Below are 26,084 nucleotides of genomic sequence, written 5' to 3'. Positions count from 1 at the left end.
CCACGACCGTGATTGCTCCGATTGGCGTGGAGGCTTCCCTCGAGCTGCCGCCCGGCAGGCTCAGTCAGGCAGCGCGCACTGCACCGGCTGGGCGTCGAGCAGGGCGGGCAGCAGCTTCGGGTCCAGGCTCACCAGGTAACCCCGGCGCCCGCCGTTGATATAGATGCGCGCCAGTTCCAGTACGGTCGCTTCCACATACACCGGCATGCGCTTCTTCGTGCCAAACGGCGAAGTGCCGCCCACCAGGTAGCCGCTATGCCGCTGCGCCACCTCGGGCTTGCACGGCTGCACGCTCTTGCGCCCGGTCTGGCGCGCGAGGTTCTTGGTCGAGACCGAGCAGTCGCCGTGCATCAGCACCACCAGCGGCTGCGCACGCTCGTCTTCCATGATCAGGGTCTTGATCACGTCATGCTCGGGCACGCCGAGCTGGCGCGCCGACTCGCCGGTGCCGCCGTGCTCGACATAGTCATAGGGGTGCTCGCCGAAGGCAACGCCGTGCTTGCGCAGGGTTTGCGTGGCCGGAGTTTCCGAAACGTGTTTGGACTTGCTCATGACAGTGGCCGCCGCCCCGGCGTTCAGCCGCGCGGATGGTGCTGCTGGTGCAGCTCGCGCAGGCGTTCGCGGGCGACGTGGGTATAGATCTGGGTGGTGGAGATGTCGGCATGCCCCAGCAGCAGCTGCACCACGCGCAGGTCGGCGCCGTGGTTCAGCAGGTGCGTGGCGAAGGCATGCCGCAGCGTGTGCGGCGACAGCGGCGCGTGCACGCCGGCATCGCGCGCATGGCGCTTGATCAGGTGCCAGAACGCCTGGCGCGTCATGCCTTCGCCGCGCTGCGTGACGAACAGCGCGTCGCAGGCACGCCCCGCCAGCAGCGCGGGACGCGCGCTGGCCAGGTAGCGGCGCAGCCAGTCGCCGGCCTGCTGGCCGAACGGCACCAGCCGCTCTTTGTCGCCCTTGCCGCCGACCACGCGCGCGACGCCCTCGTTCAGGCCGATCTCGACGGTCTTCATCTGCGTCAGCTCCGACACCCGCAGCCCGCTCGCGTACATCAGCTCGAGCATGGTGCGGTCGCGCAGACCCAGCGGCGTGCCGGCGTCGGGCGCTTCCAGCAGCGCGTCCACCTGGGCCTCGGTCAGGGTCTTGGGGTAGCGCGGCGGCTGCTTGGCCGGGCGCAGCAGCAGGCAGGGATCGGCCTGCACCAGGTGCTCGCGCAGCGCCCACTGGTAGAAACGGCGAAACACCGCCAGGCGCCGGTTGGCCGAAGACGCGCGGGTCTGCGTGTGGCGCGCGCTGAAATACGCCGACAGCGCGCCGTCGTCGGCGTCCAGCAGCACGCGGCGCTGCTCGTGCTGCAGCCAGCGCGCCAGCAGCGTCAGGTCGCGGCGGTAGGCGTCGATGGTGTTGCGCGAAAGCCCGTCTTCGAGCCACAGCGCGTCGCAGAAGCGGCCCACCAGGGCCACATCGGCATCGCTGGGGACGGCGGCGAGCTCGGGTGCCGGCGCGGCGGCGCTCATATCAGCATGGCGCCCTCGTGGCGCAGCAGCCAGCGTTTGACGTCGAGGTAGAAGCCGTCTTCGGCATGGTGAGAAAAACCGCCGATGCCGCGCGCTGAGACCACGCGATGGCACGGGATCAGTATCGGGAAAGGATTTTGCCCGCAGGCCTGGCCGACCGCGCGCGGCATCGCGCCGATGGCCTCGGCGATGGTGCCGTAGGTGGTGGTGGCGCCGCGCGGCACGGCGCAGATGGCCTGCCACACGCGCTGCTGGAAATCGCTGCCGGCCGGGGCCAGCGGCAGGTCGAAGGCGGTGTCGGGATCGTCGTAATAGGCCGCCAGCTGCGCGGCGAGCCGCTGCGTCAGCGCATCGGCCGGCGCGTGCGCCTCGACGTGCCCGGGAAGGTACACGATGGCCCGGATGCGCGCGCCGTCCGTGCGCACGCCGATCTTGCCGAACGGGGCGGAAAGGATGGCGTCGTAGGTGGCGGGCATGGCGGTCCGGCTGGGGCGAATGCTGGATTCTAGTGCTTTTTGGCGGGGGCAGAAAAAAAGGCCGCCTCGCGGCGGCCTTCGGGCAGTTGGGCTTCGCTTGAGGTGGCTTCCAGCTAAACCACCCTCACCCCGACCCTCTCCCGGTGAGGGGAGAGGGAGAACACCTTGCTCGGGCGCGCCCAAAACCGCGCTGCCTGTGTTGCCTTTTTTACTGCTCCAGCTTGATGTTCTGCACCTTCACCAGGTTCTTCATCTTGTCGAATTCCTTCTTGATCTCGGCCGCATGCTGCGCCGGGGTGTTGCCCGACGGCTCGGCGCCGGCGGTGCGCAGGCGTTGCTGGAAGTCCTTGTCCTGCAGCGCCTTGACGGCGGCGTCGTTGAGCTTCTTGATGATCTCGTCAGGCGTGCCGGCCGGGGCCACCAGGCCGTACCAGGCCGGATCGTTCGGCTCCTTCAGGCCCATCTCGCCGAAGGTGGGCACGTTGGGCATCGATTCCAGGCGCTTGTTCCACGCCACCACGATCGGACGCAGCTTGTTGGCCTTGATGTAGGGCATCGACGACGGCAGGTTGTCGACCATGATCGGTACCTGGCCGGCCAGCACGTCGTTCAGTGCGGGGCCCGCGCCGCGGTACGGGATATGGACCATGAAGGTCTTGGTCGAGACCTTGAACTGCTCGCCCAGCATGTGGCCGAAGCCGCAGGTGCCCGACGACGCGTACGAATACTTGCCCGGGTTGGCCTTCAGCACGGCGAGGAACTCCTTGTAGTCCTTGGCCGGGAAATTCGGATTCACCGCGATCACGTTGGCGACGTTGGCCAGGTTGGTGATGGGCTTGAAGTCCTTGATCGGGTCGTACGACAGCTTGGGATTGCAGGCCGGGTTCACGGCCATGGTCGACACCGTGGAGATGCCGATGGTGTACCCGTCCGGCGCCGCCTTGGCGATGGCATCGGCGCCGATCGAACCGCCCCCGCCGGCGCGGTTTTCCACCACCACCGGCTGGCCCAGGATGCGGCTCATCTGGTCCGCCGCGCCACGGCCGACGATGTCGGTGGTGCCGCCCGGTGCGAACGGAATGATCAGGCGGATCGGCTTGGTGGGATAGCTCTGGGCTTGCGCCGCGGAGGCGGCGGCCGCCAGGGCCAGGGTCAGTGCGAGTTTGCCAGCTTGCATGAGATCATGTCTCCCGTCAGAAATCCGGGCAGGGTGCCGCCCGGAAGCAAAAAAACCGTCGCAGTGCCACAGGTCGGGCGGTGCGGCGGCAGCGTAATCTGGGTCAGCCGCCCAGCAGGCCGCGCTTGACCCCGGCGTCGGCCGGGCGTTCGCCCAGGAACACCCGAAGCACGGCCTGGTAAAAGTCTTCGCCCGGAATCGGCCGGCCGCGCGGGGTGCCGTTGATGGCGACGACCGTCCCCGTTTGCGGGGAAAAATCCAGGTTGATCACGTCGCCCTTGTGCGCGGTGCCGAGCTCGCCCAGGGTGCGCTCGAACTGTACCAGCCGCACCGCCAGCGCCTGCATCTGCGCCTCGCTGTGGTTGTTGCGCATGCCCTGGCGGATCGCGCGCGCCACCGCTGGCGGCTCGGTCTCGCGCAGGATGCGTAACTGTAGCCGCTTGGCCCCCGGCGTGCCCAATACCAGGGCCGCGTTGCGGGCCTTTTCCTGCAGATACAGCGCGGCCACGTAGCCCTTGGTCAGGAAGCTGGTGCGCAGTGCCGCGCCATTGAGCTGCAGTTCCTTGCCGCCCACGCGCGCCGCATCGTCAAAGCGCATGCCTTCGATCTCGACCGCGCGCGCCGGCCCGGGCACGGCTTGGGCCCCGGCGGCAGCGGCGAGCGCTGCCAGCAAGACGGCCAGGCGCAGGCGATGGCCCGGCCGAAGGCCAGGGTGGAAGCGGGAGCGGAGGAGGGTGTCCATGCGCAGCGGCGCGGAACGGATGCGGGACAACATGGCGGCAGGCGTACAACTTGGCATGCCATGCTGCCGGAAATCTGGAAAAATACCTATCCGTATCTGCCCTAGTCTGCACATTCCGGTATTTTCGCCGTTATCTCCCCCCGCCGCCGTTTCCTGCAGCGGGTGCCTGGGCCGCTGCAGCGCCATGCCACCGCCACGACAACAACAACCCTAGATGTCTTCTGCCCTCCTGCTGGTGCCGGACTTCAGCCTGATCCTGATCGGCTGGCTGCTGGTGCGTTATTCCCCGTTCGACCGCGCCTTCTGGAGCGGGGTGGAGCGCCTGGTCTACTTCGTCCTGTTTCCGGCGCTGTTGCTGCAGTCGACCAATACCGCGGTGCTGGACTTTTCCTCGACCTCGGCCATGCTGGCGCTGGCGCTGCTGGTGCTGGCCGTTGGCATCGCGGCGGGCTACGCCGTCAAATGGGTGCTGCGCCCGGACGCGCTGAGCTTTGCCTCGGGCTTGCAGACCGCGTTCCGCTTCAATTCCTATATCGGGCTGGCGCTGGCCTCGCGGCTGGGCGGCTCCGAAGGGCTGGCGCTAATGGCGGTAATCGTCGGCTGCACCGTGCCGTTGTGCAATGTGGCCGCGGTGTGGGCCCTGGCCAGGCATGGTCAAAGCGCGCTGTGGAAGGAGCTGGCGCGCAATCCGCTGATCCTGGCCACGGCTGGCGGCCTCGCGACCAACTTGATGGGGCTGCACGCGCCCGAGGTGCTGGGCATGACGCTGAACCGGCTGGGCTCGGCGTCGACCGCGCTGGGCCTGATGACGGTGGGTGCGGGGCTGCAGATTAGCGGCGCCACCGGCACCGCCGGGCCGGTGGCGTGGTGGACTGGGGTCAAGCTGGTGGCGATGCCGTGCGTGGCATGGCTGGTGGGCCGGCACCTGCCGCTGACCGCGCTGCAGTACCAGATCGTGGTGCTGTACGCCTCGCTGCCCACTGCTTCCAGCGCCTACATCCTGGCCGTGCGCATGGGCGGCAACGGGCCGATGGTGGCCGCGACCATCTCGTTGATGACGGTGGCGGCGATCGTTACCACGCCGCTGTGGCTGGCGCTGGTGAGCTGAACGATCGCGGGGGCGGCTGGGCGAAGACCCGTTCAGCCGTCCTGCTCCGCCGGCGGGCCCCCCTGCGCCAGGGCCCAGTCGATATGCTCGCGCACCAGCGGCGTGGCGCTCTCGCGCCGCGCCAGCAAGGCCGCGCGGATGCGCGCGGCCAGCGCCGTATCCTCGGTGCGCGTGCCCGACAGTGCCGCGCGCAAGCTGTTGCCCAGCCCCACCGCCAGGTTGCGCAGCCAGCGTTCATGGCCGATGCGGCGGATCGGGCTGCCTTCTAGGCGCTGGTTGAATTCGGCTTCGGTCCACGCGAACAGCGCCACCATGTCGGGAGCGTCCAACCCGTTGCGCACATCGAAGTCCGGCACCGTGGCCACGTGCGCGAACTTGTTCCAGGGGCAGGCCAGCTGGCAGTCGTCGCAGCCATAGACGCGGTTGCCCATCGGCGCGCGGAATTCCACCGGGATCGCGCCCTTGTGCTCGATGGTGAGATAGGAAATGCAGCGGCGCGCATCGAGCCGGTAGGGGGCGACGATGGCGCGCGTGGGGCAGATGTCGAGGCAGCGGTGGCAGTTGCCGCAATGGTCGGACTCGGGCGGATCGGCTGGCAGCGGGATATCGACCAGGATCTCGCCGAGGAAGAACATCGAGCCGCCGTCGCGGTCCAGCAGCAGCGTATGCTTGCCGCGCCAGCCGAGTCCGCCCTGGCTGGCCAGCGCCACTTCCATCACCGGCGCCGAGTCGGTAAAGACGCGGTAGCCGAATTTGCCGATTTCTGCCTCGATCCGGCTGGCCAGCTGCTGCAAACGGCTGCGCAGCACCTTGTGATAATCGCGCCCACGTGCGTACAGCGACACCACCGCGGTGGCCGGGTCGTCGAGCCGCGCCAGCTCATGGCGGCGCCAGTCGGCGGCATCCGCGTGCGCGCCGGCGGCCGCAATGTACGGCATGCGAGCCACGATCGCGCGCACCGTGCCGGGCACCAGTTCGGCCGGACGGGCGCGCCGCAAGCCGTGGTTGGCCATATAATCCATGTCGCCGTGGTAGCCCTGCGCCAGCCAGGCCAGCAGTCCTGGCTCGGCATGCGCGAGGTCGACATCGGCGATGCGCACCGAGGCAAAGCCCAGCGCCGCGCCCCATGCGCGGATCGACGCGGCCAGCGCCGCAAGCTCCCCTGGGCCCGCGGCCGCATGGCCGGTGGTATCTGGAACGGGGGTGGGCGGCGTATCCGCCTGCCCGGGAGCGACTCGGTCGATCATTCCTGAATTGTACGCAATGCCCTTGCTCGAAGAACGCACCCTGACGCTGCCCGACGAAGCCGCCACCGCGCGCCTGGGCGCCGCGCTGGCCGCCGCGGTGCAGGCCATGCCGCCGCGCACGGTCCACGTGCAGCTGTCCGGCGATCTGGGCGCCGGCAAGACCACGCTGTCGCGCGCCGTGCTGCGCGCGCTGGGCCACGCGGGCAAGGTCCGCAGCCCGACCTACACACTGTGCGAGCCCTATGACGTCGCCCGCGCCGACGGCTCGCCACTGACGGTCTACCACTTCGACCTGTACCGCTTTGCCGATCCCGAAGAGTGGCTCGATGCCGGGTTTCGCGACTGTTTCGCCGAACCGGCCTTCAACCTGGTCGAGTGGCCGGAAAAGGCCGGGCGCCTGCTGGGGGAACCGGATCTGCACCTGTTGCTCCAATCGGACATGGCCGGCGCGGATGATGCCGGCGAGCGGCGGATCGCGACGATGCGCGCCTATACTCCCACTGGACTTACCTTGCTGAACGCATGCTGATCAAGCGACTTGCCACCGACCGCCCCGATGGACCCGACGGCCTGCTGCAGGCGCGCCGCAAATGGATGGCGCAGGCACTGAAGCTGGGCGCCGGCACCGCCGTCCTGACGCTGGCCGGTCCGCAGCTCGCGTTCGGTGCCGGCATCGTCGCGGTGCGCGTGTGGCCGGCCGAGGACTACACCCGCGTCACCATCGAATCCGATTCCCCGCTGGCCGCCGTGCACCAGATGATCCGCGACCCCGACCGGCTGGTGGTGGACATCGACGGCCTGGACCTGTCGCCGACGCTGCGCGAGCTGGTGGCCAAGATCACCCCGAATGACCCCTATATCCAGACCGTGCGCGTCGGCCAGAACCGCCCGCGCGTGGTCCGCATGGTGTTCGACCTGAAGGAAAACGTGGCACCGCAGGTGTTCACGCTGGCGCCCATCGGCAGCTACCGCAACCGGCTGGTGTTCGACCTGTACCCGGTCAACCCGCCCGACCCGCTGTGGAAGCTGGTGCGCGACACCGAGGAGAAGCAGCGCCGCTTTGCCACCTCCGACCCGGCGCCGGGCGCCGAGGGCATCGCCGGCGCGCCGGCGGGGGCGGAAGAAGACGCGATCGGCGCGCTGGTGCGCCGCTTCGACGAGAAGGGCGAGGTGCCGCCCACCACCGCGCCGCCGCCAATGGCCGCCCGGCCAAAGCATTCGGCACCGCCGGTGCCGGCCCCCAACGCCCCCGTGGTGCCGCCGGTCGCGCGCGACAACCCTACTGCCGAGCGTCCCTTCAAGATGCGCCGCCTGCTGACCGTGGCGATCGACCCGGGCCACGGCGGCGAAGACCCGGGCGCGCTCGGCGCGGCCGGTTCGCGTGAAAAGGACGTGGTGCTGCAGATCGCGCACCGGCTGCGCGCCAAGATCGATGCGCAGCCCAATATGCGCGCGATGATGACGCGCGACGCCGACTTCTTCGTGCCGCTCAACGTGCGCGTGCAGAAGGCGCGCCGGGTGCAGGCTGACCTGTTCGTATCGATCCACGCCGATGCTTTCCTGTCGCCCGAGGCGCGCGGCGCGTCGGTGTTCGCGCTGTCCGAGCGCGGCGCGTCGAGCAGCGCGGCGCGCTGGCTCGCCAACAAGGAAAACGCCTCCGACCTGATCGGCGGCGCCAACATGGGCAACAAGGACGCGCAGGTGGCGCGCGTGCTGCTGGACTTGTCGACCACCGCGCAGATCAACGACAGCCTGCAGGTCGGCAAGGCCGTGCTGGGCGAGATCGGCGGCATCAACAAGCTGCACAAGGGCAGCGTCGAACAGGCCGGGTTTGCGGTGCTGAAGGCGCCGGATATTCCGTCGATCCTGATCGAGACTGCCTTCATCAGCAATCCGGAGGAAGAGCGCAAGCTCAACGACAACGCGCACCAGGAGCAGCTGGCCAACGCCATCCTGAAGGGCATCCGCGCTTACTTCGCGCGCAATCCGCCGCTGTCGAAGAATCCATCTGTCTGAGCCGTCGCGCAGGCGGCAGGCACAAAAAAACCGGGGCATGCCCCGGTTTTTTCATGGCGGCGCGCTTCAGGCCCGCGCCGTGGCCTGGTCCTCCAGCAAGGCATCGCGGTTGGCATAGCGCGACGCGATCACCGAGCAGACGATCAGCTGCAGCTGGTGGTAGACCATCAGCGGCAGCACCAGCAAGCCCAGCGCAGGATGGCCGGCGAACAGGATCTTGGCCATCGGGATGCCGTTGGCCAGGCTTTTCTTCGAGCCGCAGAACACCGCGGTGATCTCGTCCTCGACGGAGAAGCCGAGGCGGCGCGCGGTCAGCGTGGTGAAGCCAAGCACCACGAACAGCAGCACCGCGGCAATCGCCATCACCGCGCCGATGGTCTGCCACTGGTACTGGTGCCACAGGCCTTCGGCGGTGGCGTCGCAGAACGACGAATAGACGATCAGCACGATCACGCCGCGGTCGATCTTGTTGGTGATGTGCTTTTTCTTCGCCAGCCAGCTGCCGATCAGCGGACGCAGCAGCTGCCCCAGCGCGAACGGCAGCAGCAGCTGCAGCGCTACGCCGGTCAGCGCCTTGCCCAGCGGCATCGACGCGCCGCTGGCGCTGATCACCAGCCCCATCAGCAGCGGTGTCACCAGCATGCCGATCAGGCCCGAGATGGTGGCATTGAAGATCGCACCCGAGACATTGCCACGCGCCATCGAGGTCATGGCCACCGACGACGACACCGTCGACGGCAGCGCGCACAGGAAGAACACGCCCAGCAGCAGGTCGGCCGGCAGCGTATTGCGCAGCGACAGCATCAGCAGCGCGCCCACCACCGGGAACACCACGTAGGTGAAGACCTGCACGAACACATGCAGGCGCCAGTGCTTGGCGCCCGCGACCAGCTTGTCGCGCGACAGCGCCGCGCCGTGCAGGAAGAACACCAGCGCCACGCCCAGGCTGGTCACCACGCCCAGTTGCAGCGGGCCATCGCCGGTGCCGAGTTCCGGCGCGGCCAGCGCGATGGCGATGGCCGTCAGCATGACGAGCACAAAGCCGTCGATCAGGTCATAGAGCTTCTTGAGATTGCGGACAATACGGGACATGACTGCGGGTGAAATCCTGCGATGTTAGGGTTTTGCCTAGTATTGGACGCTAGCCGGGTCTAGAATGCAAATTCATTTATAGAATCTATTTATCCATTTGTTGCATGAATTACACATTGCGCCAGTTGCGCGTGTTCCTGGCCGTGGCCAACAGCGGCGGCTTCAGCCGGGCCGCCGACGCGGTCGGCCTGACCCAGCCAGCCGTCAGCCGCGGCGTGGCAGAGCTGGAAGACGCGCTCGGCGTGCGGCTGCTCGATCGCACCACGCGCGAAGTGGTGCTGACCGAAGCCGGCCATGCGCTGGCACCGGCGCTGGAGCGCCTGCTTGGGCAACTGGACGACACACTGGAAGAAACCCGGCAGCTGGGGGAACGCTATCGGGGTCGAGTAGTGATAGCGGGGGCGCCTACGATCTCCGCCCGGCTGATGCCGCTCTACGTGGCCGCGTGCGCCGCGCAATATCCGGAGATCCGCCTGACCGTGCGCGACAACGTCCAGGCCGACGGGCTGGAGCAGGTCCGCGCCGGCGCGGTGGACTTCGGCGTGCTGATCGATCCGCTGGTGCGCGACGGGCTGCTGGTCGTGCCGGTGGCGACCGACCCGTTCTGCTTTGTGTGCCGGCGCGACCATCCGCTGGCGCAGGCGGATTCGGTGCCGTGGTCGGCGCTGCATGGCTTGCGGCTGGTACTGCTGGACTTTGCCTCGGGCAGCCGGCCCCTGATCGACCGCGTGTTCGGCCGACACGGCGTGGCGCCGCAGGTGGTGCAGGAACTGGGCCATTCGGCCAGTGTGTTCGGCATGGTCGAGGCCGGCATCGGCGCTTCGGTGCTGCCATCGTTCTCGCTGCCGCTGCCGGCGGCGTCGCCGCTGGTGTGGCGGCCGCTGGTGCCGCGCGAGGAACGCAGCATCGTCATGGTGCGGCGCGAGGACCGTTCCCTCTCGCCGGCCGCGGCGGCGGTGTGGGAGCTGGTGCGCCGCCTGACCGTGCGGGCCGAGGCGCCAGCCGTCAGCGCCGCGGCCTGAGCGGGCCGCGTCCGGTCACCGCGCGGTGACCATTACCGCTTCCAGTTCAAAGCTGCCGTCTTCCTGCACGCGATAGTGCTCGCGCACTTCGGCCGGCGCCACCCGCCACAGGTGCCGGATCGCGTCCACTGCCACCGCCGGCGTGCGCATCCGTTGCACCCAGCTGTCGAACGCGATGCCGATGCGCCAGATCTCTGATACCGCAATGGCTTCCGCGGCAAAACCCGCGGCTTCGAACATCGCCCGCCAGCCGGCCGGGGTGTAGTCGCGCACGTGCGAGGGATCGCGCAGCAGCTCGACCGATTGCAGCCAGGTATCGCGCAGCGGGTCCGGCGCGCCGGCGATATCGATCATGACCACCTTGCCGCCGGGCTTGAGCACGCGGCGGATTTCGGCCAGCGCGGCCGGCACATCGCGCCAGTGGTGCGCGCTCATGCGCGACACCACCGCGCAGAAGCTGGCATCGTCGAACGGCAGCTGCTCGGCCGCGCCCTGGCGGGTGCGGAGATTGGCCAGCCCGCGCTCGCGCGCCGCGGCCTCGACCACGGCCAGCATGTCGGCAGACAAGTCGTAAGCGGTGACTTCGCCCGCCACTGCCGCGGCGGCAAAGCTGGCATGGCCGGCGCCGCAGCCCAGGTCGAGCACGCGGCTGCGCGGGCGCTTGGCGGCGGGAATCAGCGCGGCCAGTTCGTCCTTCAGTTGCTGCAGGTCCGCGCCGCTGGCGTGGACCGCGCTGGTGAGATAGGCGCTGGCGGTGGCGCCGAATTGCGCGGCGACGAGTTCCTGTTGCTGCATGGTGCTGGGCTCCTTGGGCCGCGGCCGAACCAGGTCGGGCGCGCGGTCTTGTTGTCTGGGGGAGGTGCTTGCCCGCGAGGCGGGTACGGCATACTGTAGGCGGGTCATTTTCCCGGTACAAGTACCGCTTTATCCTGGTATAAGCGCCACCAGCCTGCCATGTCGCCACTCGCTCAGCTTTCAGATCCCTCATCCTCGACAGCATCGCGCGAAGCCGTGCTCGGCGCCTTCCTGCGCGCACACCGCGAACGCCTGGCGCCGGCTGACGTGGGCCTGGCACCCGGCCAGCGCCGCCGCACGCCCGGCCTGCGCCGCGAGGAGGTCGCGCAGTTGGCGGGACTGAGCACAACCTGGGTGACGTGGCTGGAGCAGGGGCGGCCGGTGGCACTGTCGGCACGCGCGCTCGCCAGCCTGGCGGCGGCGCTGCGGCTATCGCGCGCCGAACGCGCCTACCTGTTCGAGCTGGCCGGCCGGCGCGACCCGCAACACGCCGCCGGCGAGCCCGTGCCGCCCGCGGTGCTGGCCTGCGTGCATGCCATCGGCGGACCGGCTTACCTGCTTGACCGCCAATGGACCGCGCTGGCCTGGAACGGCGCGGCCGCGGACCTGTTCATCGGCTGGCTCGACGCCGCCAGCACCGAGCGCAACCTGCTGCGCGCCATGTTCCTGTCGCCGGCGCTGCAGGCCCTGGTGCAAGACTGGCCGCACCGCGCGGCCCGGCTGGTGGCGGAATTCCGCGCACACAGCATCCGCCACGCCGACGCGGCGCCAACACGGGCGTTGATCGAGGGATTGATGGCAGAGAGCGCGGACTTCCGCGCTGCCTGGCTGTCGCAGGACGTGGAAGACCGCGAGGGCGGGCGCCGCGGTTTCCGCCATCCGCGCCAGGGCGCGCTGCAGTTCGAGCAGGTCACGCTGGTGCCGGCGGCGGCGCCAGGGCTGATGCTGGTGATGCTGCTGCCCGGTTGAGCGGGCAGCAGCGAGCCATTACTTGGGCTGCATCCGGATCGCGCCGTCGAGGCGGATCACCTCGCCGTTGAGCATGGTGTTCTCGATGATCGAGCGCGCCAGCTTCGCATATTCGGCGGGACGACCCAGCCGCGGCGGGAACGGCACCATCCTGCCCAGCGCGTCCTGCACCTCTTGCGGCATGCCCAGCAGCATCGGCGTCTCGAACAGGCCCGGCGCGATGGTCATGCAACGCACGCCGTCGCGCGACAGGTCGCGCGCGATCGCCAGCGTCATGGCCACCACGCCGCCCTTGGACGCGGCATAGGCGGCCTGCCCGATCTGGCCATCGAAGGCTGCCACCGAGGCGGTATTGATGATCACGCCGCGCTCGCCCTCGCTGTCCGGGGTGTTCTGCACCATCGCCGCGGCGGCCAGCCGGATCATGTTGAAGGTGCCGACCAGGTTGATGCGGATGGTCTTGTCGAAGGCGTCGAGCGGGTGCGGGCCGTTCTTGCCAACGGTCTTGTTGGCCGTGGCGATGCCGGCGCAATTGACCAGCCCGGCGAGGCGCCCAAGGGACTGTGCCGCCGCGACCACGGCCTGGCCATCGGCCTCCGAGGTCACGTCGCAGCGCACGAACCGGCCTCCGATCTCGCTGGCCAGGGCCTGGCCGGCGGCTTCGTTCAGGTCGGCAATGACGAGCCTGGCGCCCGCTTCCGCGAGCAGGCGGGCCGTGCCGGCACCCAGGCCGGAAGCGCCGCCGGTGATGATGAATACGTTGTCCTTGATTTCCACGATGGTGTCTCCTCGGTGTGGTTTCCGTTTACGTAAACGTCAATATTGTACGGAGCACGGCACGGCATGCAAGGGCCATCAAGGGTGGTTTCGGGTAAGAGGGGTGCATAAGGCGCGGTGATACCCGTCACGCAAAATGAAAAAGCGGCCGGAAGGCCGCTTTTTCATTCATGCTGCACAGGCGAACAGGCGATTACTTCAGCGCCTCGAACACCCGCGCGGTGATCTCGTCGACGTTGCCGACGCCCAGGATCTTGCGGTACTTGGGCGGCGCCACCTTGGCCGCGGCGTCGCCCTTGGCGGCCCAGTCCGAGTAATAGTCCACCAGCGGACGGGTCTGCTGCGAGTAGACGTCGAGGCGCTTCTTGACGGTTTCTTCCTTGTCGTCGTCGCGCTGGATCAGCGGCTCGCCGGTCTCGTCGTCGACGCCCTCCGCCTTGGGCGGGTTGTACTTGAGGTGGTAGGTGCGGCCCGATGCCACGTGCACGCGGCGTCCGCTCATGCGTTCGATGATGGCGTCGAACGGCACGTCGATCTCGAGCACGTAGTCGATCGCCACGCCCGCTTCCTTCATCGCCTCGGCTTGCGGAATGGTGCGCGGGAAGCCGTCGAACAGGTAGCCGCCCTTGCAGTCGTCCTGCTTCAGGCGGTCCTTCACCAGGCCGATGATGATGTCGTCCGACACCAGTCCGCCCGCGTCCATGACCTTCTTGGCTTCCACGCCCAGCGGCGTGCCGGCCTTCACCGCGGCGCGCAGCATGTCGCCCGTGGAGATTTGCGGAATGCCGAACTTCTCGCAGATGAACTTGGCTTGCGTGCCTTTGCCGGCGCCAGGCGCGCCCAACAGGATCAAACGCATTTACGGGTCCTCAGAGTTTTTAATCCGGTATGGCGGGAGATCAGAAGGAGGGTAACGCCGTAACTTGACGCAAGACTTACTGCGGTCCCGGTGCGTGCTGACTGCGTTCAGCGCGGGCACGGCTCAGGCGTACCCACGCGTACGGCCGGCGGCGGCTGCCAGGTGGATGGCGGCGCGGCGCACCGGACGGGCTCTATCTTTATCTCCCCACCGAGCCTTGGCCGGCGGCGCGATTGCTCGTGCCAGCGGGGCGGCTCTGTATCGGCAAGCATTATGCCATGAGGCGGGCCGGATTCGGCCCGAAATCGGCCCCCCGATTGAGGTTGCAGCAGAATCAACCCGAGCGGGCAGGCGCTCGCGCGGGCGCCGTGCCCGGACCGATGGGGCGCCGGTCAGGGGCCTTCCTGGGCCATCGACTGCGCCCATAGCGCGCGCACGCGTTCGAGGTCGGCCTGGGTGTCGACCCCGGGCGCGGGCGCGCCGGCGGTCTGCATCACGGCGATGCGCTCGCCATGCCACATGGCGCGCAGCTGCTCCAGCGCCTCGGTCTGTTCCAGCGGCGCGGCGGGCAGCGTGGGGAAGCGGCGCAGAAACCCGGCGCGATAGGCATACAGGCCGATATGGCGCAGCACCGGCATGGCCGGCAGCGGCACCTGCGCCAGCGCGGCGGGCACGGCCGGCACGCCGGACCAGGCGTCGCGCGCCCACGGAATCGGCGCGCGCGAGAAATACAGCGCGCGGCCGGCGGCGTCGCACACCACCTTGACCACGTTGGGGTTGAACACTTCGGCGCTGTCGTGCAGCGGATGGGCCGCGGTGGCGATGGCACAGTCGGCGTGGCGCGCCAGGTGCAGCGCCACTTCGTCGATCAGCGCCGGCTCGATCAGCGGCTCGTCGCCCTGCACGTTGACGACGATGGCGTCATCGGCCAGGCCCAGTTGCGCCGCCACCTCGGACAGCCGGTCGGTGCCGGAAGGGTGGTCGGCACGCGTCAGCACGGCTTCAATGCCGTGCGCGGCGCAGGCCTGCGCCACTGCCGGCGCGTCGGTGGCCACCACGGTGCGCTGCGCCGAAGACGCATGCGCGCGTTCGGCCACGCGCACCACCATCGGGCGCCCGCCGATATCGGCCAGGGGCTTGTCGGGCAAGCGGGTCGAGGCCAGCCGCGCCGGAATGACGACGGTAAACGCGGGGAGGGTCATGGCCGCGCTGCTCAGTTGCCCGCCGGCGCGTCCGGCTCGACCACGCGGCCCGGCACCGACTGGCGGGCCTCGTCGGCCAGCATCACGGGGATGCCGTCGCGGATCGGGTAGGCCAGCTTGTCGGCGTGGCAGATCAGCTCCTGCGCGGCGCGGTCGTATTCCAGCTTGCCCTTGCATAGCGGGCAGACCAGGATTTCAAGCAGCCGGTTGTCCATCTCGGTGTTCCTCGTTGCGCCCGGCGGCGCCGCTCGCGGCGGCCGGCGCGTTCGGCGCGGGTTGGATTTGCGCCTGCACGGCGCGGCGGATTTTATCGATCAGGCCCGCATCGATCACGGGCCTGGTGGGCACGACCCAGATGCGCGGGTCGTCGAAGCGCTCGCATTTTACGGCATCCTTCTCGGTGATCAGGATCACGTCGGCATCGAGCGCATCGGGATGGTCGACGAACGGGTCGGCGACAAAGTCATAGTGGTCGGGCAGCGGCAGCGTCTTCGGCGCGAGGCCGGCGCCGCGCAGGCTGGCGAAGAAACGCTCGGGGTTGCCGATGCCGGCCGCGGCCAGCACGCGCCGGCCGGCAAAGGCGCTCAGCGGCCGCGCCATGGTGGGATCGGCAAGCTGCCAGGCATCGTCCAGCTCCAGCCGCATGCCGTACACGCCGGGGCGGTCGGGCGTGGCGCGGAAGGTGGGGTCGTTGATCAGGGTGGCGTCGCGCGGGCGCGAGAGCGGCTCGCGCAGCGGGCCGGCCGGCAGCATCAGGCCGTTGCCACCCATGCGCGCGTCGAACATCACGATCTCGAAGTCGCGCTGCAGCTTGTAGTGCTGCAGCCCGTCGTCGAGCAGCAGCACATTGACGCCGGGGTGCGACACCAGCATGGTCTGCGCGCACAGCGCGCGGTCGGGGAAGACCCACACCGGCACGTCGGTGGCGCGCGCGATCAGCAGCGGTTCATCGCCGACGTCGCTGGCCTGCGAGGTCGGCTTGACCCGGCGCGGGTGCTTCAGCTGCACGCCGTAGCCGCGCGAGACCACGCCGGGCCGCAGCCCGGCCTCGGTCAGCGCCTGCGCCAGCGCGATCACCGCCGGGGTCTTGCCGGTGCCGCCCACGGTGACATTACCGACCACCACCACGGGCATTGGCAGCCGCGTCGACTTGAACCAGCCGCGCTGGTAGCCATGGCGGCGCACCCGCGCGACCAGGCCGAACAGCAGCGAGAACGGCAGCATGACCCACGCGAACCAGCCGCGGCGTTGCCACTGGGCGGTTACGAAATCGGCAAGGGCATGACGGGGAACGGGCATGGACGCGGCGGGCGAGAGTCGAGGGTCGGGATGCGATTGTAGTGCGCGCGCGGCTTCGCCCCTCGGGCGACCCAACCATTATGGGCATTGCCATGCGCATGGGGCAAGCCCGCCGGCCGCCGGCGGGGCGGGCCGGCCCGGGATCAGCGCGGCTGCGCGCTCTGGGTGGCGAAGGTCAGGCGCGACAGCCCGGCCAGCCGCGCGGCCTCCATCACATTGACCACGGCCTGGTGGGTGGCCTGCGCGTCGGCATTGACGATCACCACCGGCTGCTCGCCGCTGGCGCCGGAGGCTGCGCGCAGCCGGTCGGCGAGGCTGGTGACGTCTTTTTGCTCCATCACCTGCTTGTTGACCGAATAGACGCCGCGAGCAGACACCGATACCACGATCTCCTGCGGCTGCTGCCGGGCGCGTTCGGCATCGGCGGTGGGCAGCTGGATCTGCAGCTCGGTAAAGCGCGAGTACGTGGTCGTGATCATCAGGAAGATCAAGATCACGAGCAGCACGTCGATCAGCGGGATCAGGTTGATCTCCGGCTCTTCGCGACGCTGGCGGGAACGGAAGTGCATGGCGTTCGCTTTGCGTGCGGCGCTCAGGCGCGGCGCTGCGGCAGGATGGCGTCGAGGAACGAGGTGGCGCGGAATTCCAGTTCGGCCACGTAGTCGTCGACGCGGCGGCGGAAGTAGCGCCAGAAGATCAGCGCCGGGATCGCCACGATCAGGCCGAAGGCGGTGTTGTACAGCGCCACCGAAATGCCGTGCGCCAGCTGCTCGGGGCTGGTGCCGGTGCCGCCCTGGCCGCCGAAGATCTCGATCATGCCGATCACGGTGCCCAGCAGCCCCATCAGCGGTGCCACCGAGGCGATCGTGCCAAGCGCGTTCAGGTAGCGCTCAAGCTCATGCGCAACCACGCGGCCGGCTTCCTCGACCACGTCCTTGGCGGCATCGCGCGAGGTATGGGGCTGCAGTACCACGTGGCGCAGGCCGGCGGCCAGCACCCGGCCCAGCGGCGAATTCTGTTCCAGCGTGTTGACCACTTCCGGCGTGGCGCGTCGTTGCTGCGCGGCCGCCAGCGCTTCTTCATAGAGCCGCGCGGGCAGCACCTTGCTGCGCTTTAGCGACAGGAAACGTTCGACGATCAGCGCCAGCGCGATGACCGAGGCGAGCAACAGCGGCCAGATCGGCCAGCCGGCCGCTTGAATGATGGAAAACAATTGGACCCCCGGATCGACCACCGAATTACGAAACCCCAAACCACCTGTCGGCATGCCTTGAGGCGCGTCGGCATGATGCCTTGCTGCGCGCTCCGGCATTGCTCTGAAAAAACAGGCGCCACTCTAACCCGCGGCCTGGCGCGCGGCAAGGGACCGCGCGCAGCTGTCTCTGGCGCGCATCGCCCCGGCCGGTCACCGCACCGCGCTGTCCACAGCGCGCAGGGACAGTGTTGTGGATCGATTGTGGAAAGCTGCCGGACAAGATGGCTAAGCCATTGATCGGAAAGGGCAAAGCTGGTGCTGCTTAAAAATTGGGCAAGGTCGCCCCGGGTGGCGCTGCGGCGCATCGGGCACGTACCGGCCCGGCGCTTGCCACAGTTTCCGGCCTCGCCTCCGTGCGCTGCCGCACCTACGGGTGCGACTTTCCACAATGCAGCGGGACAGTACTGTGGAGGGCTTGTGGACAGGTGGCTGAGAGATCGCGTAAACCCTTGATTCGAAAGGCAGTCCATTCCATTGCTTAAAAAACGGGCAAACGGGCGTATAGGCTGCGCCCCGGCACTGTGGCGAGGTGGCACCGTCAAAATCGGGGTTTGTCCACAGTAGCGAGGGAGAGCATTGTGGATGGCCTGTGGACAAATCCGGGAGAAGGATCACAAGTTGTTGATTTCGAGAGGGTTTTCAAGGGATGCTGCGAAAATGTGCAATCGCAGCATGAAACCGGCTCAAGCGCCGCGCCAGGCGGGCTCTGCCATAGGTGCGAAGGGCGAGGCGCCTGGGCGCCCGAACGATGCGGGCTACAGGCCACGCGGCGGCCAGAAGTGAATAGAGAGGCATCTCTTATCCAGAGAAGCTGTGGATAACTTTGTGAACAAGCCTGCCACCGCCCTTGTAAGTGGTTGATGCAAAAGAGAAATGGTTATATTGCCTAATTTTTGTTGTACCCATAAACCGCATAAGAATCAAAGGCTTGCACGAAGTCATGCGGCTTTCAGGGAAGCCGGCCGCCATCAGTGCGACCCCCTTGACAGAGCGGTTATGCTGTGGACATGTCTGATCTACGCCGCATGCCAGCGGGTGCCCCATGCCTGACCTGCCGAATTTTTCCCGTGACCCTTCCTCCACCGCGCCGCGCAGCGGTCGCGATGTCATCCCTGTCGGCGAACTCAATCACGCGATCGCGCGCGTGCTGGAACGCAGTTTTCCGCTCGCGTGGGTACGTGGCGAGATCTCGAATTTCACGCGCGCTGCCAGCGGTCACTGGTATTTCTCGCTGAAGGATGCCCGGGCGCAGATCCGGTGCGTGATGTTCCGCGGCCGCAACCAGCATGTCGACTTCCAGCCGCGCGAGGGCGAGGCGGTCGAAGTGCGCGCCGTGGTCTCGATGTACGAGGCACGCGGCGAACTGCAGCTGGGGGTGGAAGCCATGCGCCGCGCCGGGCTCGGCAACCTGTATGAAGCTTTCCTGCGGCTCAAGGAGAAGCTGTCGCAAGCCGGACTGTTCGCGCCCGAGCGCAAGCGCCCGGTGCCGACGCAGCCGCGCAGCATCGGCGTGGTTACCTCGTTGCAGGCGGCGGCGCTGCGCGATGTGCTGAGCACGCTGCGGCGGCGCGCCCCCCATGTGCCGGTGGTGGTCTATCCGGTACCGGTGCAGGGCGCGGGCGCGGCCCAGAAGATTGCCGACATGCTCGATGCCGCGGCGGCGCGCGCCGAGTGCGACGTGTTGATCCTGTGCCGCGGCGGCGGCAGCATCGAAGACCTGTGGTCGTTCAATGAAGAGGTGGTGGCGCAGGCCATCGCGCGTTGCACGCTGCCGGTGGTTTCCGGCGTCGGCCACGAGACCGATTTCACCATTGCTGATTTTGTCGCCGACGTGCGCGCCCCGACGCCCACCGGCGCGGCCGAGCTGGTCAGTCCGGATCGCGCGCACCTGCTCGCGCAGACGCTGCGCGCGCGCGATGCGCTGAGGCAATGCCTGCGGCGTGGACTGGACCTGCGCGCGCAACACCTCGACTGGCTGGCCCGGCGCGTGCGCAGCCCGCAGGCGCAACTGCAGGAGCGCCGCGCGCAGGTCGACAATCTGGCGCGACATTTGCGATCGGCATTGCGTGACACCGTGGTGTCGCAGCGGCATCGCCAGCAGTTGCTGGCAATGCGCTGGCGCGCATGCCGCCCCGACGCCCTCGCTGCGCACGCCGGCGTGGCACGCCTGTGGCAACGGCTGCAGGCAGCCGCGCTGCGCCAGCATGAACGGGCCGGCCAGCGCCTGGCGCGCAGCGCTGGTGCGCTGGAACTGCTGGCGCCGCAGCGCACGCTGGAACGCGGCTATGCAGTGCTGCTGGACCAGCGCGGCCGCGCGCTGCGCGCGCCCGCCGAGATCCGCGCCGGCAGCGTAATCGAAGCGCACCTGGCCGAGGGCGTGGCCGACCTGGCGATCGCCGGCGTGCAGGCCAAGTTGCCGGAATTCTGAGCCGCCGCGCGGCGCCGGGAACGCCTCCCATTCGTGTCTTGCCGGCGCCCGAGAGACGGCACGGAAATCTCCCGGAAAGCCGCGCGCGGACAAACTAACATCGGAGCAGGGGGCTTTGCGCCGCGGTTTGCGCGGGTCTTGCAAGTCCCCTACAATCGGCAATTCCGGACCCACAACCCCAACCCACAGAGACAGAACAATGGAACACAAGCTCCCCCCGCTGCCGTACGCGCATGATGCCCTGGCTCCGCACATCTCCAAGGAGACGCTGGAGTTCCATCATGACAAGCACCACCAGACCTACGTCACCAACCTGAACAACCTCATCAAGGGCACCGAGTTCGAGAACGCGACCCTGGAAGAGATCGTCAAGAAGTCGTCGGGCGGCATCTTCAACAACGCTGCCCAGGTGTGGAACCACACCTTCTACTGGGATTCGCTGAAGCCCAACGGTGGTGGCCAGCCGACCGGTGCTCTGGCCGATGCCATCAACGCCAAGTGGGGCTCGTTCGACAAGTTCAAGGAAGAGTTCACCAAGGTTGCCGTCGGCACCTTCGGCTCGGGCTGGGCCTGGCTGGTCAAGAAGGCCGACGGCTCGCTGGACCTGGTGTCCACCTCCAACGCCGCCACGCCGCTGACCACCGACGCCAAGCCGCTGCTGACCTGCGACGTGTGGGAGCACGCCTACTACATCGACTACCGCAATGCCCGCCCGAAGTACGTCGAGGCGTTCTGGAATGTCGTGAACTGGGACTTCGCCGGCAAGAACTTCGCTGGCTGATCCACGGATCGTCCGCAGTGCAGGAAAGGGCCGCCAGGCCCTTTTTTGTTGCCCGCCTTCGGCGTTGCGACCCTGCCGGAGTTAACGGCGCTAGGCCTGGTGCGGTTGGCCGTTCGAAGCCATCAGGCCGCCGTCGACCGGCAGGTTCACGCCGGTGACAAAGCGCGCATCGTCGCTGGCGAGGAAGGCGATCACCGCGGCGATATCCTCGGGCTCGGCGGTGCTGCCAAGGGCAATACGGTCGCGGAAGCGCTCGAGCAGCGCTTCATCGCCGAACATGTCCTCGGTCATGCCGGTGCGCGTCAGCGACGGGCATACCGCGTTCACGCGCACGCCGTCGCGGCCGTAGTCCATCGCCAGCGCCCGCGTCAGGTTGCTGACGCCGCCTTTTGCGGCGTTGTAGAACGACAGCCCCCAGTCGCCGCCAAGCCCCGAGACCGACGACACGTTGACGATGCAGCCGCGCGATTGCATCAACGCGGGCATTGCCGCGCGGCAGCCATGGAAGACGCCGTCGAGGTCGATCGACATCACCTGGCGCCAGTCTTCCAGGCTGGCCTCGGTGATGCGGCCCTCGACCGCCACGCCGGCGTTGTTGACCATCACGTCGAGCCGGCCGAAGCGCTGCAGCGTGGCCTCGACCAATGCCTGCACCTGCGGCCACTGCGCCACGTCGGTCACCTGCACCAGGCACCGGTCGGAGGGCAGCCTGGCGGCCGTCTTGTCGAGCTTGTCGCGCGTGCGTCCGGCCAGCGCCACGCTGGCGCCTTCGTCGGCAAAGCGCCGCGCGGTGGCCGCGCCGATACCGGAACCGGCGCCGGTGACGATCACTACCTTGTCAGCAAATCGTGCCATCGTTCCGCTCCTGACGGGGCTCAGCGTGCCTTCGAATCCGGCACGCGGGTCTGGTCGATCGAGGCGCCGCCGGTGCCCTTGCGCGGCTTGCCATGCAGGCCGTCGCGGTCGGCCTTGCCGGCGCTCTCCGAGGCCGGCTTGGGCTTGTCGCGGCCGGGCAGGCCGCCGGCGGTGTGCGGTTCCTTGGGGACGTCGCCGAGATCCTTGGCGAGGCCACCGGGGTTGGTCGGCGTGGCGCCCGGCGTGCTGCCCGGCGTGGCGCTCGCACCGGGCGGCGGAATGGTCTGGCTGCCCTTGGGGCCTTTGTCGGTACGCACGCCGGTATCGGCCGGCTGTGCCGGCGCCGCCCCTGCCAGCGCGGATAGCAGCACGAGCGCTGCCGCATGTGGGATCGTGGATCGCATCTGGATTCTCCTGGTGAACGCGGGCATGTGGTACGGGAAAAGCATTTGCCGGGCCAACCCGCGCGCTGCCGCTCCGGGCGGGGCTGCGGCCCGGCGCAAAGCACTTTCTACAAGCGCCGGCGGTTGTTACAAGCAAGCGGCACGGCGCGGCGGCCGGATCCGCGCACGGGCGTGGCGCCACGGTGGGAACGAAGCTTGCGCGCATCCTGGTGATGGCCGGCACTTGCAGCCGGTATTACCGGAGGCGCCATGAAGCACAGCAAGCACGATACGTCGAACAACCCTTCGCTCGACCGGCGCCAGGGCCTGGATGACCGTGAACTGAAGGAAAACGCGGCGGATAACCAGCGCGCCCGCGAACGCGCACGGGCCGATTGGGAGAATGCCGCATCACACCGCAAGGACGAACCGAAGAAGCCGAAGGCGCCGCCGCCCGGCAAGGGCGAAACGCCCCCCGGCGTCGGCTCGCGTGACCTGCACGATCCCGGCAGCCGCGATCCCGACGCACCGCCGACCGTAAACCGGTCCTGACCAATCAGCCGGCCTGCGTGCCGCCGCGCGCCAGCCGCGCGGCGGCACGCAGGCTGCGCACGATGCGGTCGAAGGCGGCGGCCCGCGCCTCGTCGCTACGCTGGCGCAGGGCGAAAGAGGGGTGGTAGGTCGCGATGACCAGCCGCCCCTCATGCTCTACCGGTGTCTCCATCATGCCCGCCAGCGTCACGCTCTTGCGGCCCAGCACCGCGCGCGCCGCGGTGGCGCCCAGCGCCACCACGACCGTGGGATGCACTTGCTCCAGCTCGCGCTCCAGCCAGAGGTTGCAGGCTTCGATTTCCTGCTGCGCCGGCGATTTGTGCAGCCGGCGCTTGCCGCGCCACTCGAACTTGAAATGCTTGACCGCATTGGTCATGAAGAGCTTGTCGCGGTCTAGGCCAGCGGCCTGCAGCGCTTCGTCCAGCAGATGTCCGGCCGGCCCGACAAAAGGCGAGCCTTGCAGGTCTTCCTGCGCGCCCGGCTGTTCTCCCACCAGCATGATGCGCGCGTGGACCGCGCCGGCGCCGGGCACGCCCTGGGTGGCGTTGCGCCACAACGGGCAGCGCCGGCATTCGTTCAGTTCGCCGCGGCTGACAGGCGGCTTGTTTCGCTCGGGCATGGCGGATGGCAATGGCGCAGCGCGTGCAGGCGCTGCTGCCGGTTTGCAGCACGTTCCGCGCCATGGCGGCGCGCGCGCTGCGAGCCGCCCGCGCCGCATGGTCATCGGTATGGAACTTGCCTTGCCCCAAGACCCCGCGGCGGCCACGCCACCGCGCCGGGAGCCTTGCCTGCTGCACCAAACGCCTGACGCCTGATCCGCGCGCATGCCCCAGACCATCCGCCCCGCTTCCCGCCGCCGCATCGCCGCGGAACTGTTCCGCGCGATCTGGCGCTTCCGCGCCCGCGTGCTGGTCGCGGTGTCCCTGCTGCTGCTGGCCAAGGCCTGCGCGGTGGCCGTGCCGCTGATGCTCAAGCTGGTGGTCGATGAAGTTACGCCGGCCGCGGCCGGCACCGACGCGGCGCGCCTGGGGCTGGTCACCATGCCGGTGTTCCTGGTGCTGGCCTATGCCATCCTGCGGCTGCTCGGCAACGCCTTCAGCGAGCTGCGCGACGTGGTCTTTGCCTATGTGACGCAGAGCACGGTGGCGGGCTTCATGGAACGCGCCTTTGCGCACCTGCATGCGCTGGGCGCGCGCTTCCACGCGCAGCGGGCCACCGGCAGCGTGATCCGCGACCTCGAGAAAGGTACCGCGGCGATCGGCTTCCTGCTCGGCGTGGCGGTCTTCACCATTGTGCCGACACTGATGGAGATCGTGTCGGTGCTGGCCATCATGATCGGCGCCTATGGCGCGGCCTTCGCTGCCATCATCCTGGGCGTGTTCGTGTTGTACGCGGGCTTTACCTACGTTTTCACGCAGCGGCGCATGCGGGTGCAGCGCGAGGTCAATGCGGTGGAAGCGACCACCAACAGCAAGGTGGTGGACAGCCTGCTCAACTACGACACCGTCAAGTTCTTCGCGCGCGAGTCCTTTGAAACCCGGCGGCTGTCCGGGATGCTGCAGCGCTGGGTCGGCATCAGCGTGGAAAACCAGTATGCGCTGTCGGCGCTGCATATCGGGCAAAGCCTGTGCATTGCCGTGGGCGTCGGCGCGGTGATGCTGCTGGCCACGCAACGGGTGATCCAGGGCTCGCTGTCGGTGGGTGACCTGGTGCTGATCAACGCCTACATCATCCAGGTGGTGTTGCCGCTGAATACGCTCGGCTTCATCTTTCGCGAGTCGAACGACGCCATGACCAACGTGGAGCGGCTGTTCGCGCTGCTGGATGCCCACGGCAAGCCCGGCGAGGACAGCGACGCACCGGCCGCGCGGCCATTGCGCGTGACCCGCGGCGAGATCGTGTTCGACGGCGTCAACTTCAGCTACGACCCCAGCCACCAGACCCTGTGGGACGTCAGCTTCCGTGCCGGGGCCGGGCAGACCGTGGCGGTGGTGGGCGGCAGCGGCTCGGGCAAGTCGACGCTGGCGCGCCTGCTGTTCCGGCTGTACCAGCCCGACAGCGGCAGCATCAGCATCGACGGCCAGGACCTGCGCCTGGTGACCCAGCGCAGCCTGCGCGAACTGATCGGCATCGTGCCGCAGGACACCATCCTGTTCAACGACACCATCGCCTACAACATCGGCTATGGCCGCGAAGGCGCCACCCGCGCCGACATCGTCGCCGCGGCGCGCGCGGCGCAACTCGACGCCTTTATCGACCGGCTGCCCGACGGCTATGAAACCCAGGTGGGCGAGCGCGGCGTGCGCCTGTCGGGCGGCGAGCGCCAGCGCGTGGCGATTGCGCGCGCGATGCTGAAGCGCCCGCCGATCGTGGTCTTCGACGAGGCCACCTCGGCGCTGGACACGCGCTCGGAGCGCGCGATCCAGCAGGAGCTGTCCGAAGTGGCGCGCGGACGCACCGCGCTGATCATCGCGCACCGGCTCTCGACCATCGTCGATGCCGACCGCATCCTGGTGATGGAGCACGGCCGCATCGTCGAAGACGGCAACCACGCCACGCTGCTGGAGCGTGGCGGCATCTACACGCAGATGTGGCAATTGCAGCAGCAGCAGCGCGAACTGGAACGCGCCGAGCGGCGCCTGGCGCTGCAGCCGGTGCGGCTCGAGATCCTGGTCGCGAGCGTGGTCGACGGGCTGCGCGAGCTGATTGCCGAGCGCCACATCAACCTGTTCACGGTGCAGAGCGAGTCGGAGCTGCGCGTCACCGGCGACCCCGGCGTGCTGCAGAAGGCGATCTGGGAGCTGTGCCAGCACATGATCGCCACCATCGAGCCGGGCGGGCGGCTGGAGTTGCGGCTCGAGCGGCTTGACGGCCAGGCCGGCCTGCGGCTGTCTTCCACGCCGGGCGAACTGCCGTTGCCGGATGTGCAGGGCCTGCACGAGTGGCTGGCCGAGCACGGCGTCACGCTGGCTGCCGACGGGTCGGCGCACGCCTACCAGTTGCTGATGCCGATGCGCGCCGTGCAGGAAGCCGAGCCACGCCGCGCCCCGGCCGCGCAGCCAACCGCCGAGGCCGCGCCCGAGGCGCCGGATGCGCAGGCGCTCAAGGGCCTGCGTGTGCTGCTGCTGGACGACGACGAGCCCACGCGCGAGGTGCTCAGCGCCTCGCTGGAAGACTACGGTGCCCATGCCATCGCGCAGCAGCGCGGCGACGACGTGATCGCGCTGCTGGCGGGCACGCATCCGGGCCAGTGGCCGCAGGTGCTGCTGTGCGACCTCGCGCTCGACGAGGAAGACGGCTACACCGTGCTGCGCCGGGTGCGGCGGCTGGAAGCGCAGATGCAGGTGCCGCTGGGCAAGCGCATGACGGCGATCGCCCTGTCCGGGCACGCCGAGCCCCAGGACCGCATGCGTGCGCTGATGGCGGGTTTCCAGCTGCACCTGTCCAAGCCGGTGCGGGTGGGCGAGCTGGTGGCGGCGATCCGGTCGCTGGCGGTGCGCTCGACGCAGGAGGCGTAGCGCGGCCGCGCCGGCCG

At 68.7% G+C, this 26,084-nt stretch carries 27 protein-coding genes; 9 read left to right on the top strand and 18 right to left on the bottom strand.

Translation table 11 applies throughout. The features are described from left to right. Positions 1–60: 60 nt before the first annotated feature. From E5S69_RS05865 to E5S69_RS05845, 5 genes are all read right to left on the bottom strand, one after another. Positions 61–552: an aminoacyl-tRNA deacylase gene (locus E5S69_RS05865; protein ID WP_171514085.1), complete on the bottom strand. Its 492-nt coding sequence runs from the start codon at positions 550–552 to the stop codon at positions 61–63. A 23-nt stretch (positions 553–575) separates the two neighbouring features. Beyond that, a complete protein-coding gene (gene xerD, locus E5S69_RS05860; protein WP_171514084.1) occupies positions 576–1,514 on the bottom strand; it encodes a site-specific tyrosine recombinase XerD in 939 nt (312 codons plus the stop codon). Beyond that, positions 1,511–1,990, bottom strand: coding sequence for a methylated-DNA--[protein]-cysteine S-methyltransferase (locus E5S69_RS05855; protein WP_171514083.1), 480 nt, complete (start codon positions 1,988–1,990; stop codon positions 1,511–1,513). The genes xerD and E5S69_RS05855 overlap by 4 nt, the downstream gene beginning before the upstream one ends. Positions 1,991–2,198: 208 nt before the next feature. Next, on the bottom strand, positions 2,199–3,167 hold the full coding sequence (locus tag E5S69_RS05850; protein WP_171514082.1) for a tripartite tricarboxylate transporter substrate binding protein BugE: 969 nt from the start codon (positions 3,165–3,167) through the stop codon (positions 2,199–2,201). A gap of 103 nt (positions 3,168–3,270) precedes the next feature. Next, positions 3,271–3,909 carry a chalcone isomerase family protein gene (locus tag E5S69_RS05845; protein WP_236901236.1) on the bottom strand — a complete coding sequence of 213 codons (639 nt, stop codon included), beginning with the start codon at positions 3,907–3,909 and terminating at the stop codon, positions 3,271–3,273. A 214-nt stretch (positions 3,910–4,123) separates the two neighbouring features. Here E5S69_RS05845 and E5S69_RS05840 point away from each other — a divergent pair, with 214 nt between their 5' ends. After that, on the top strand, positions 4,124–5,017 hold the full coding sequence (locus E5S69_RS05840) for an AEC family transporter (protein WP_171514081.1): 894 nt from the start codon (positions 4,124–4,126) through the stop codon (positions 5,015–5,017). 32 nt (positions 5,018–5,049) lie between these two features. On the opposite strand, the gene queG is transcribed toward E5S69_RS05840, so the two are convergent. Beyond that, positions 5,050–6,264 (bottom strand): tRNA epoxyqueuosine(34) reductase QueG, encoded by a 1,215-nt coding sequence (queG, locus tag E5S69_RS05835; protein WP_171514080.1) that lies wholly within the window; start codon positions 6,262–6,264, stop codon positions 5,050–5,052. A gap of 16 nt (positions 6,265–6,280) precedes the next feature. On the opposite strand from queG, the gene tsaE reads away from it, so the two are divergent. Both tsaE and E5S69_RS05825 read left to right on the top strand, forming a co-directional pair. After that, positions 6,281–6,793: a tRNA (adenosine(37)-N6)-threonylcarbamoyltransferase complex ATPase subunit type 1 TsaE gene (gene tsaE, locus E5S69_RS05830; RefSeq protein WP_171514079.1), complete on the top strand. Its 513-nt coding sequence runs from the start codon at positions 6,281–6,283 to the stop codon at positions 6,791–6,793. Then, positions 6,787–8,280: an N-acetylmuramoyl-L-alanine amidase gene (locus E5S69_RS05825; protein WP_171514078.1), complete on the top strand. Its 1,494-nt coding sequence runs from the start codon at positions 6,787–6,789 to the stop codon at positions 8,278–8,280. The genes tsaE and E5S69_RS05825 overlap by 7 nt, the downstream gene beginning before the upstream one ends. Positions 8,281–8,346: 66 nt before the next feature. Here E5S69_RS05825 and E5S69_RS05820 read toward each other — a convergent pair whose 3' ends face one another. Next, positions 8,347–9,372, bottom strand: a complete 1,026-nt coding sequence (locus E5S69_RS05820; protein ID WP_171514077.1) for a bile acid:sodium symporter family protein — start codon at positions 9,370–9,372, stop codon at positions 8,347–8,349. Positions 9,373–9,476: 104 nt separating this feature from the next. On the opposite strand from E5S69_RS05820, the gene E5S69_RS05815 reads away from it, so the two are divergent. Continuing rightward, positions 9,477–10,394, top strand: coding sequence for a LysR family transcriptional regulator (locus E5S69_RS05815; RefSeq protein ID WP_171514076.1), 918 nt, complete (start codon positions 9,477–9,479; stop codon positions 10,392–10,394). Positions 10,395–10,409: 15 nt separating this feature from the next. On the opposite strand, the gene E5S69_RS05810 is transcribed toward E5S69_RS05815, so the two are convergent. After that, positions 10,410–11,189: a class I SAM-dependent methyltransferase gene (locus E5S69_RS05810; RefSeq protein ID WP_171514075.1), complete on the bottom strand. Its 780-nt coding sequence runs from the start codon at positions 11,187–11,189 to the stop codon at positions 10,410–10,412. Between the two features lie 159 nt (positions 11,190–11,348). On the opposite strand from E5S69_RS05810, the gene E5S69_RS05805 reads away from it, so the two are divergent. After that, a complete protein-coding gene (locus E5S69_RS05805; protein WP_171514074.1) occupies positions 11,349–12,158 on the top strand; it encodes a helix-turn-helix transcriptional regulator in 810 nt (269 codons plus the stop codon). An 18-nt stretch (positions 12,159–12,176) separates the two neighbouring features. On the opposite strand, the gene E5S69_RS05800 is transcribed toward E5S69_RS05805, so the two are convergent. The 7 genes from E5S69_RS05800 to E5S69_RS05770 form a co-directional block, all read right to left on the bottom strand. Further along, positions 12,177–12,935: an SDR family NAD(P)-dependent oxidoreductase gene (locus tag E5S69_RS05800; RefSeq protein ID WP_171514073.1), complete on the bottom strand. Its 759-nt coding sequence runs from the start codon at positions 12,933–12,935 to the stop codon at positions 12,177–12,179. 193 nt (positions 12,936–13,128) lie between these two features. Beyond that, on the bottom strand, positions 13,129–13,794 hold the full coding sequence (gene adk, locus E5S69_RS05795) for an adenylate kinase (protein ID WP_171514072.1): 666 nt from the start codon (positions 13,792–13,794) through the stop codon (positions 13,129–13,131). Between the two features lie 392 nt (positions 13,795–14,186). Then, positions 14,187–14,996, bottom strand: a complete 810-nt coding sequence (gene kdsB / locus E5S69_RS05790; protein ID WP_171514071.1) for a 3-deoxy-manno-octulosonate cytidylyltransferase — start codon at positions 14,994–14,996, stop codon at positions 14,187–14,189. An 11-nt stretch (positions 14,997–15,007) separates the two neighbouring features. Beyond that, positions 15,008–15,211: a Trm112 family protein gene (locus E5S69_RS05785; RefSeq protein WP_171514070.1), complete on the bottom strand. Its 204-nt coding sequence runs from the start codon at positions 15,209–15,211 to the stop codon at positions 15,008–15,010. Beyond that, positions 15,192–16,295, bottom strand: a complete 1,104-nt coding sequence (gene lpxK / locus E5S69_RS05780; protein ID WP_171514069.1) for a tetraacyldisaccharide 4'-kinase — start codon at positions 16,293–16,295, stop codon at positions 15,192–15,194. The genes E5S69_RS05785 and lpxK overlap by 20 nt, the downstream gene beginning before the upstream one ends. A gap of 143 nt (positions 16,296–16,438) precedes the next feature. Next, positions 16,439–16,864, bottom strand: a complete 426-nt coding sequence (locus E5S69_RS05775; RefSeq protein ID WP_171514068.1) for an ExbD/TolR family protein — start codon at positions 16,862–16,864, stop codon at positions 16,439–16,441. Between the two features lie 23 nt (positions 16,865–16,887). Continuing rightward, positions 16,888–17,508, bottom strand: a complete 621-nt coding sequence (locus E5S69_RS05770; RefSeq protein ID WP_171514067.1) for a MotA/TolQ/ExbB proton channel family protein — start codon at positions 17,506–17,508, stop codon at positions 16,888–16,890. A gap of 1,084 nt (positions 17,509–18,592) precedes the next feature. On the opposite strand from E5S69_RS05770, the gene xseA reads away from it, so the two are divergent. After that, complete coding sequence (gene xseA / locus E5S69_RS05765) at positions 18,593–19,978, top strand: exodeoxyribonuclease VII large subunit (RefSeq protein WP_171514066.1); 1,386 nt, start codon at positions 18,593–18,595, stop codon at positions 19,976–19,978. A 199-nt stretch (positions 19,979–20,177) separates the two neighbouring features. Beyond that, positions 20,178–20,759 carry a superoxide dismutase [Fe] gene (gene sodB / locus E5S69_RS05760; RefSeq protein WP_012351891.1) on the top strand — a complete coding sequence of 194 codons (582 nt, stop codon included), beginning with the start codon at positions 20,178–20,180 and terminating at the stop codon, positions 20,757–20,759. A gap of 90 nt (positions 20,760–20,849) precedes the next feature. Here the strand turns inward: sodB and E5S69_RS05755 are convergent, their stop codons facing one another. Together E5S69_RS05755 and E5S69_RS05750 are read right to left on the bottom strand one after the other, a co-directional pair. Then, a complete protein-coding gene (locus tag E5S69_RS05755) occupies positions 20,850–21,614 on the bottom strand; it encodes an SDR family NAD(P)-dependent oxidoreductase (RefSeq protein ID WP_171514065.1) in 765 nt (254 codons plus the stop codon). Between the two features lie 20 nt (positions 21,615–21,634). Then, positions 21,635–22,018, bottom strand: coding sequence for a hypothetical protein (locus tag E5S69_RS05750; protein ID WP_171514064.1), 384 nt, complete (start codon positions 22,016–22,018; stop codon positions 21,635–21,637). A 249-nt stretch (positions 22,019–22,267) separates the two neighbouring features. On the opposite strand from E5S69_RS05750, the gene E5S69_RS05745 reads away from it, so the two are divergent. Further along, on the top strand, positions 22,268–22,549 hold the full coding sequence (locus E5S69_RS05745; RefSeq protein WP_171514063.1) for a hypothetical protein: 282 nt from the start codon (positions 22,268–22,270) through the stop codon (positions 22,547–22,549). A 4-nt stretch (positions 22,550–22,553) separates the two neighbouring features. On the opposite strand, the gene E5S69_RS05740 is transcribed toward E5S69_RS05745, so the two are convergent. Beyond that, positions 22,554–23,168 carry a UdgX family uracil-DNA binding protein gene (locus E5S69_RS05740; protein ID WP_171514062.1) on the bottom strand — a complete coding sequence of 205 codons (615 nt, stop codon included), beginning with the start codon at positions 23,166–23,168 and terminating at the stop codon, positions 22,554–22,556. Between the two features lie 205 nt (positions 23,169–23,373). On the opposite strand from E5S69_RS05740, the gene E5S69_RS05735 reads away from it, so the two are divergent. Beyond that, positions 23,374–26,067: an ABC transporter transmembrane domain-containing protein gene (locus E5S69_RS05735; protein ID WP_171514061.1), complete on the top strand. Its 2,694-nt coding sequence runs from the start codon at positions 23,374–23,376 to the stop codon at positions 26,065–26,067. The last annotated feature ends 17 nt before the right edge of the window (positions 26,068–26,084 follow it).

Origin of the sequence: Cupriavidus necator, from assembly GCF_013141915.1 — a bacterium.
Taxonomy (GTDB): domain Bacteria; phylum Pseudomonadota; class Gammaproteobacteria; order Burkholderiales; family Burkholderiaceae; genus Cupriavidus; species Cupriavidus necator_B.
Note: the sequence above shows the minus strand (reverse complement) of the source record. Positions and strands in the feature narration are given on the sequence as shown.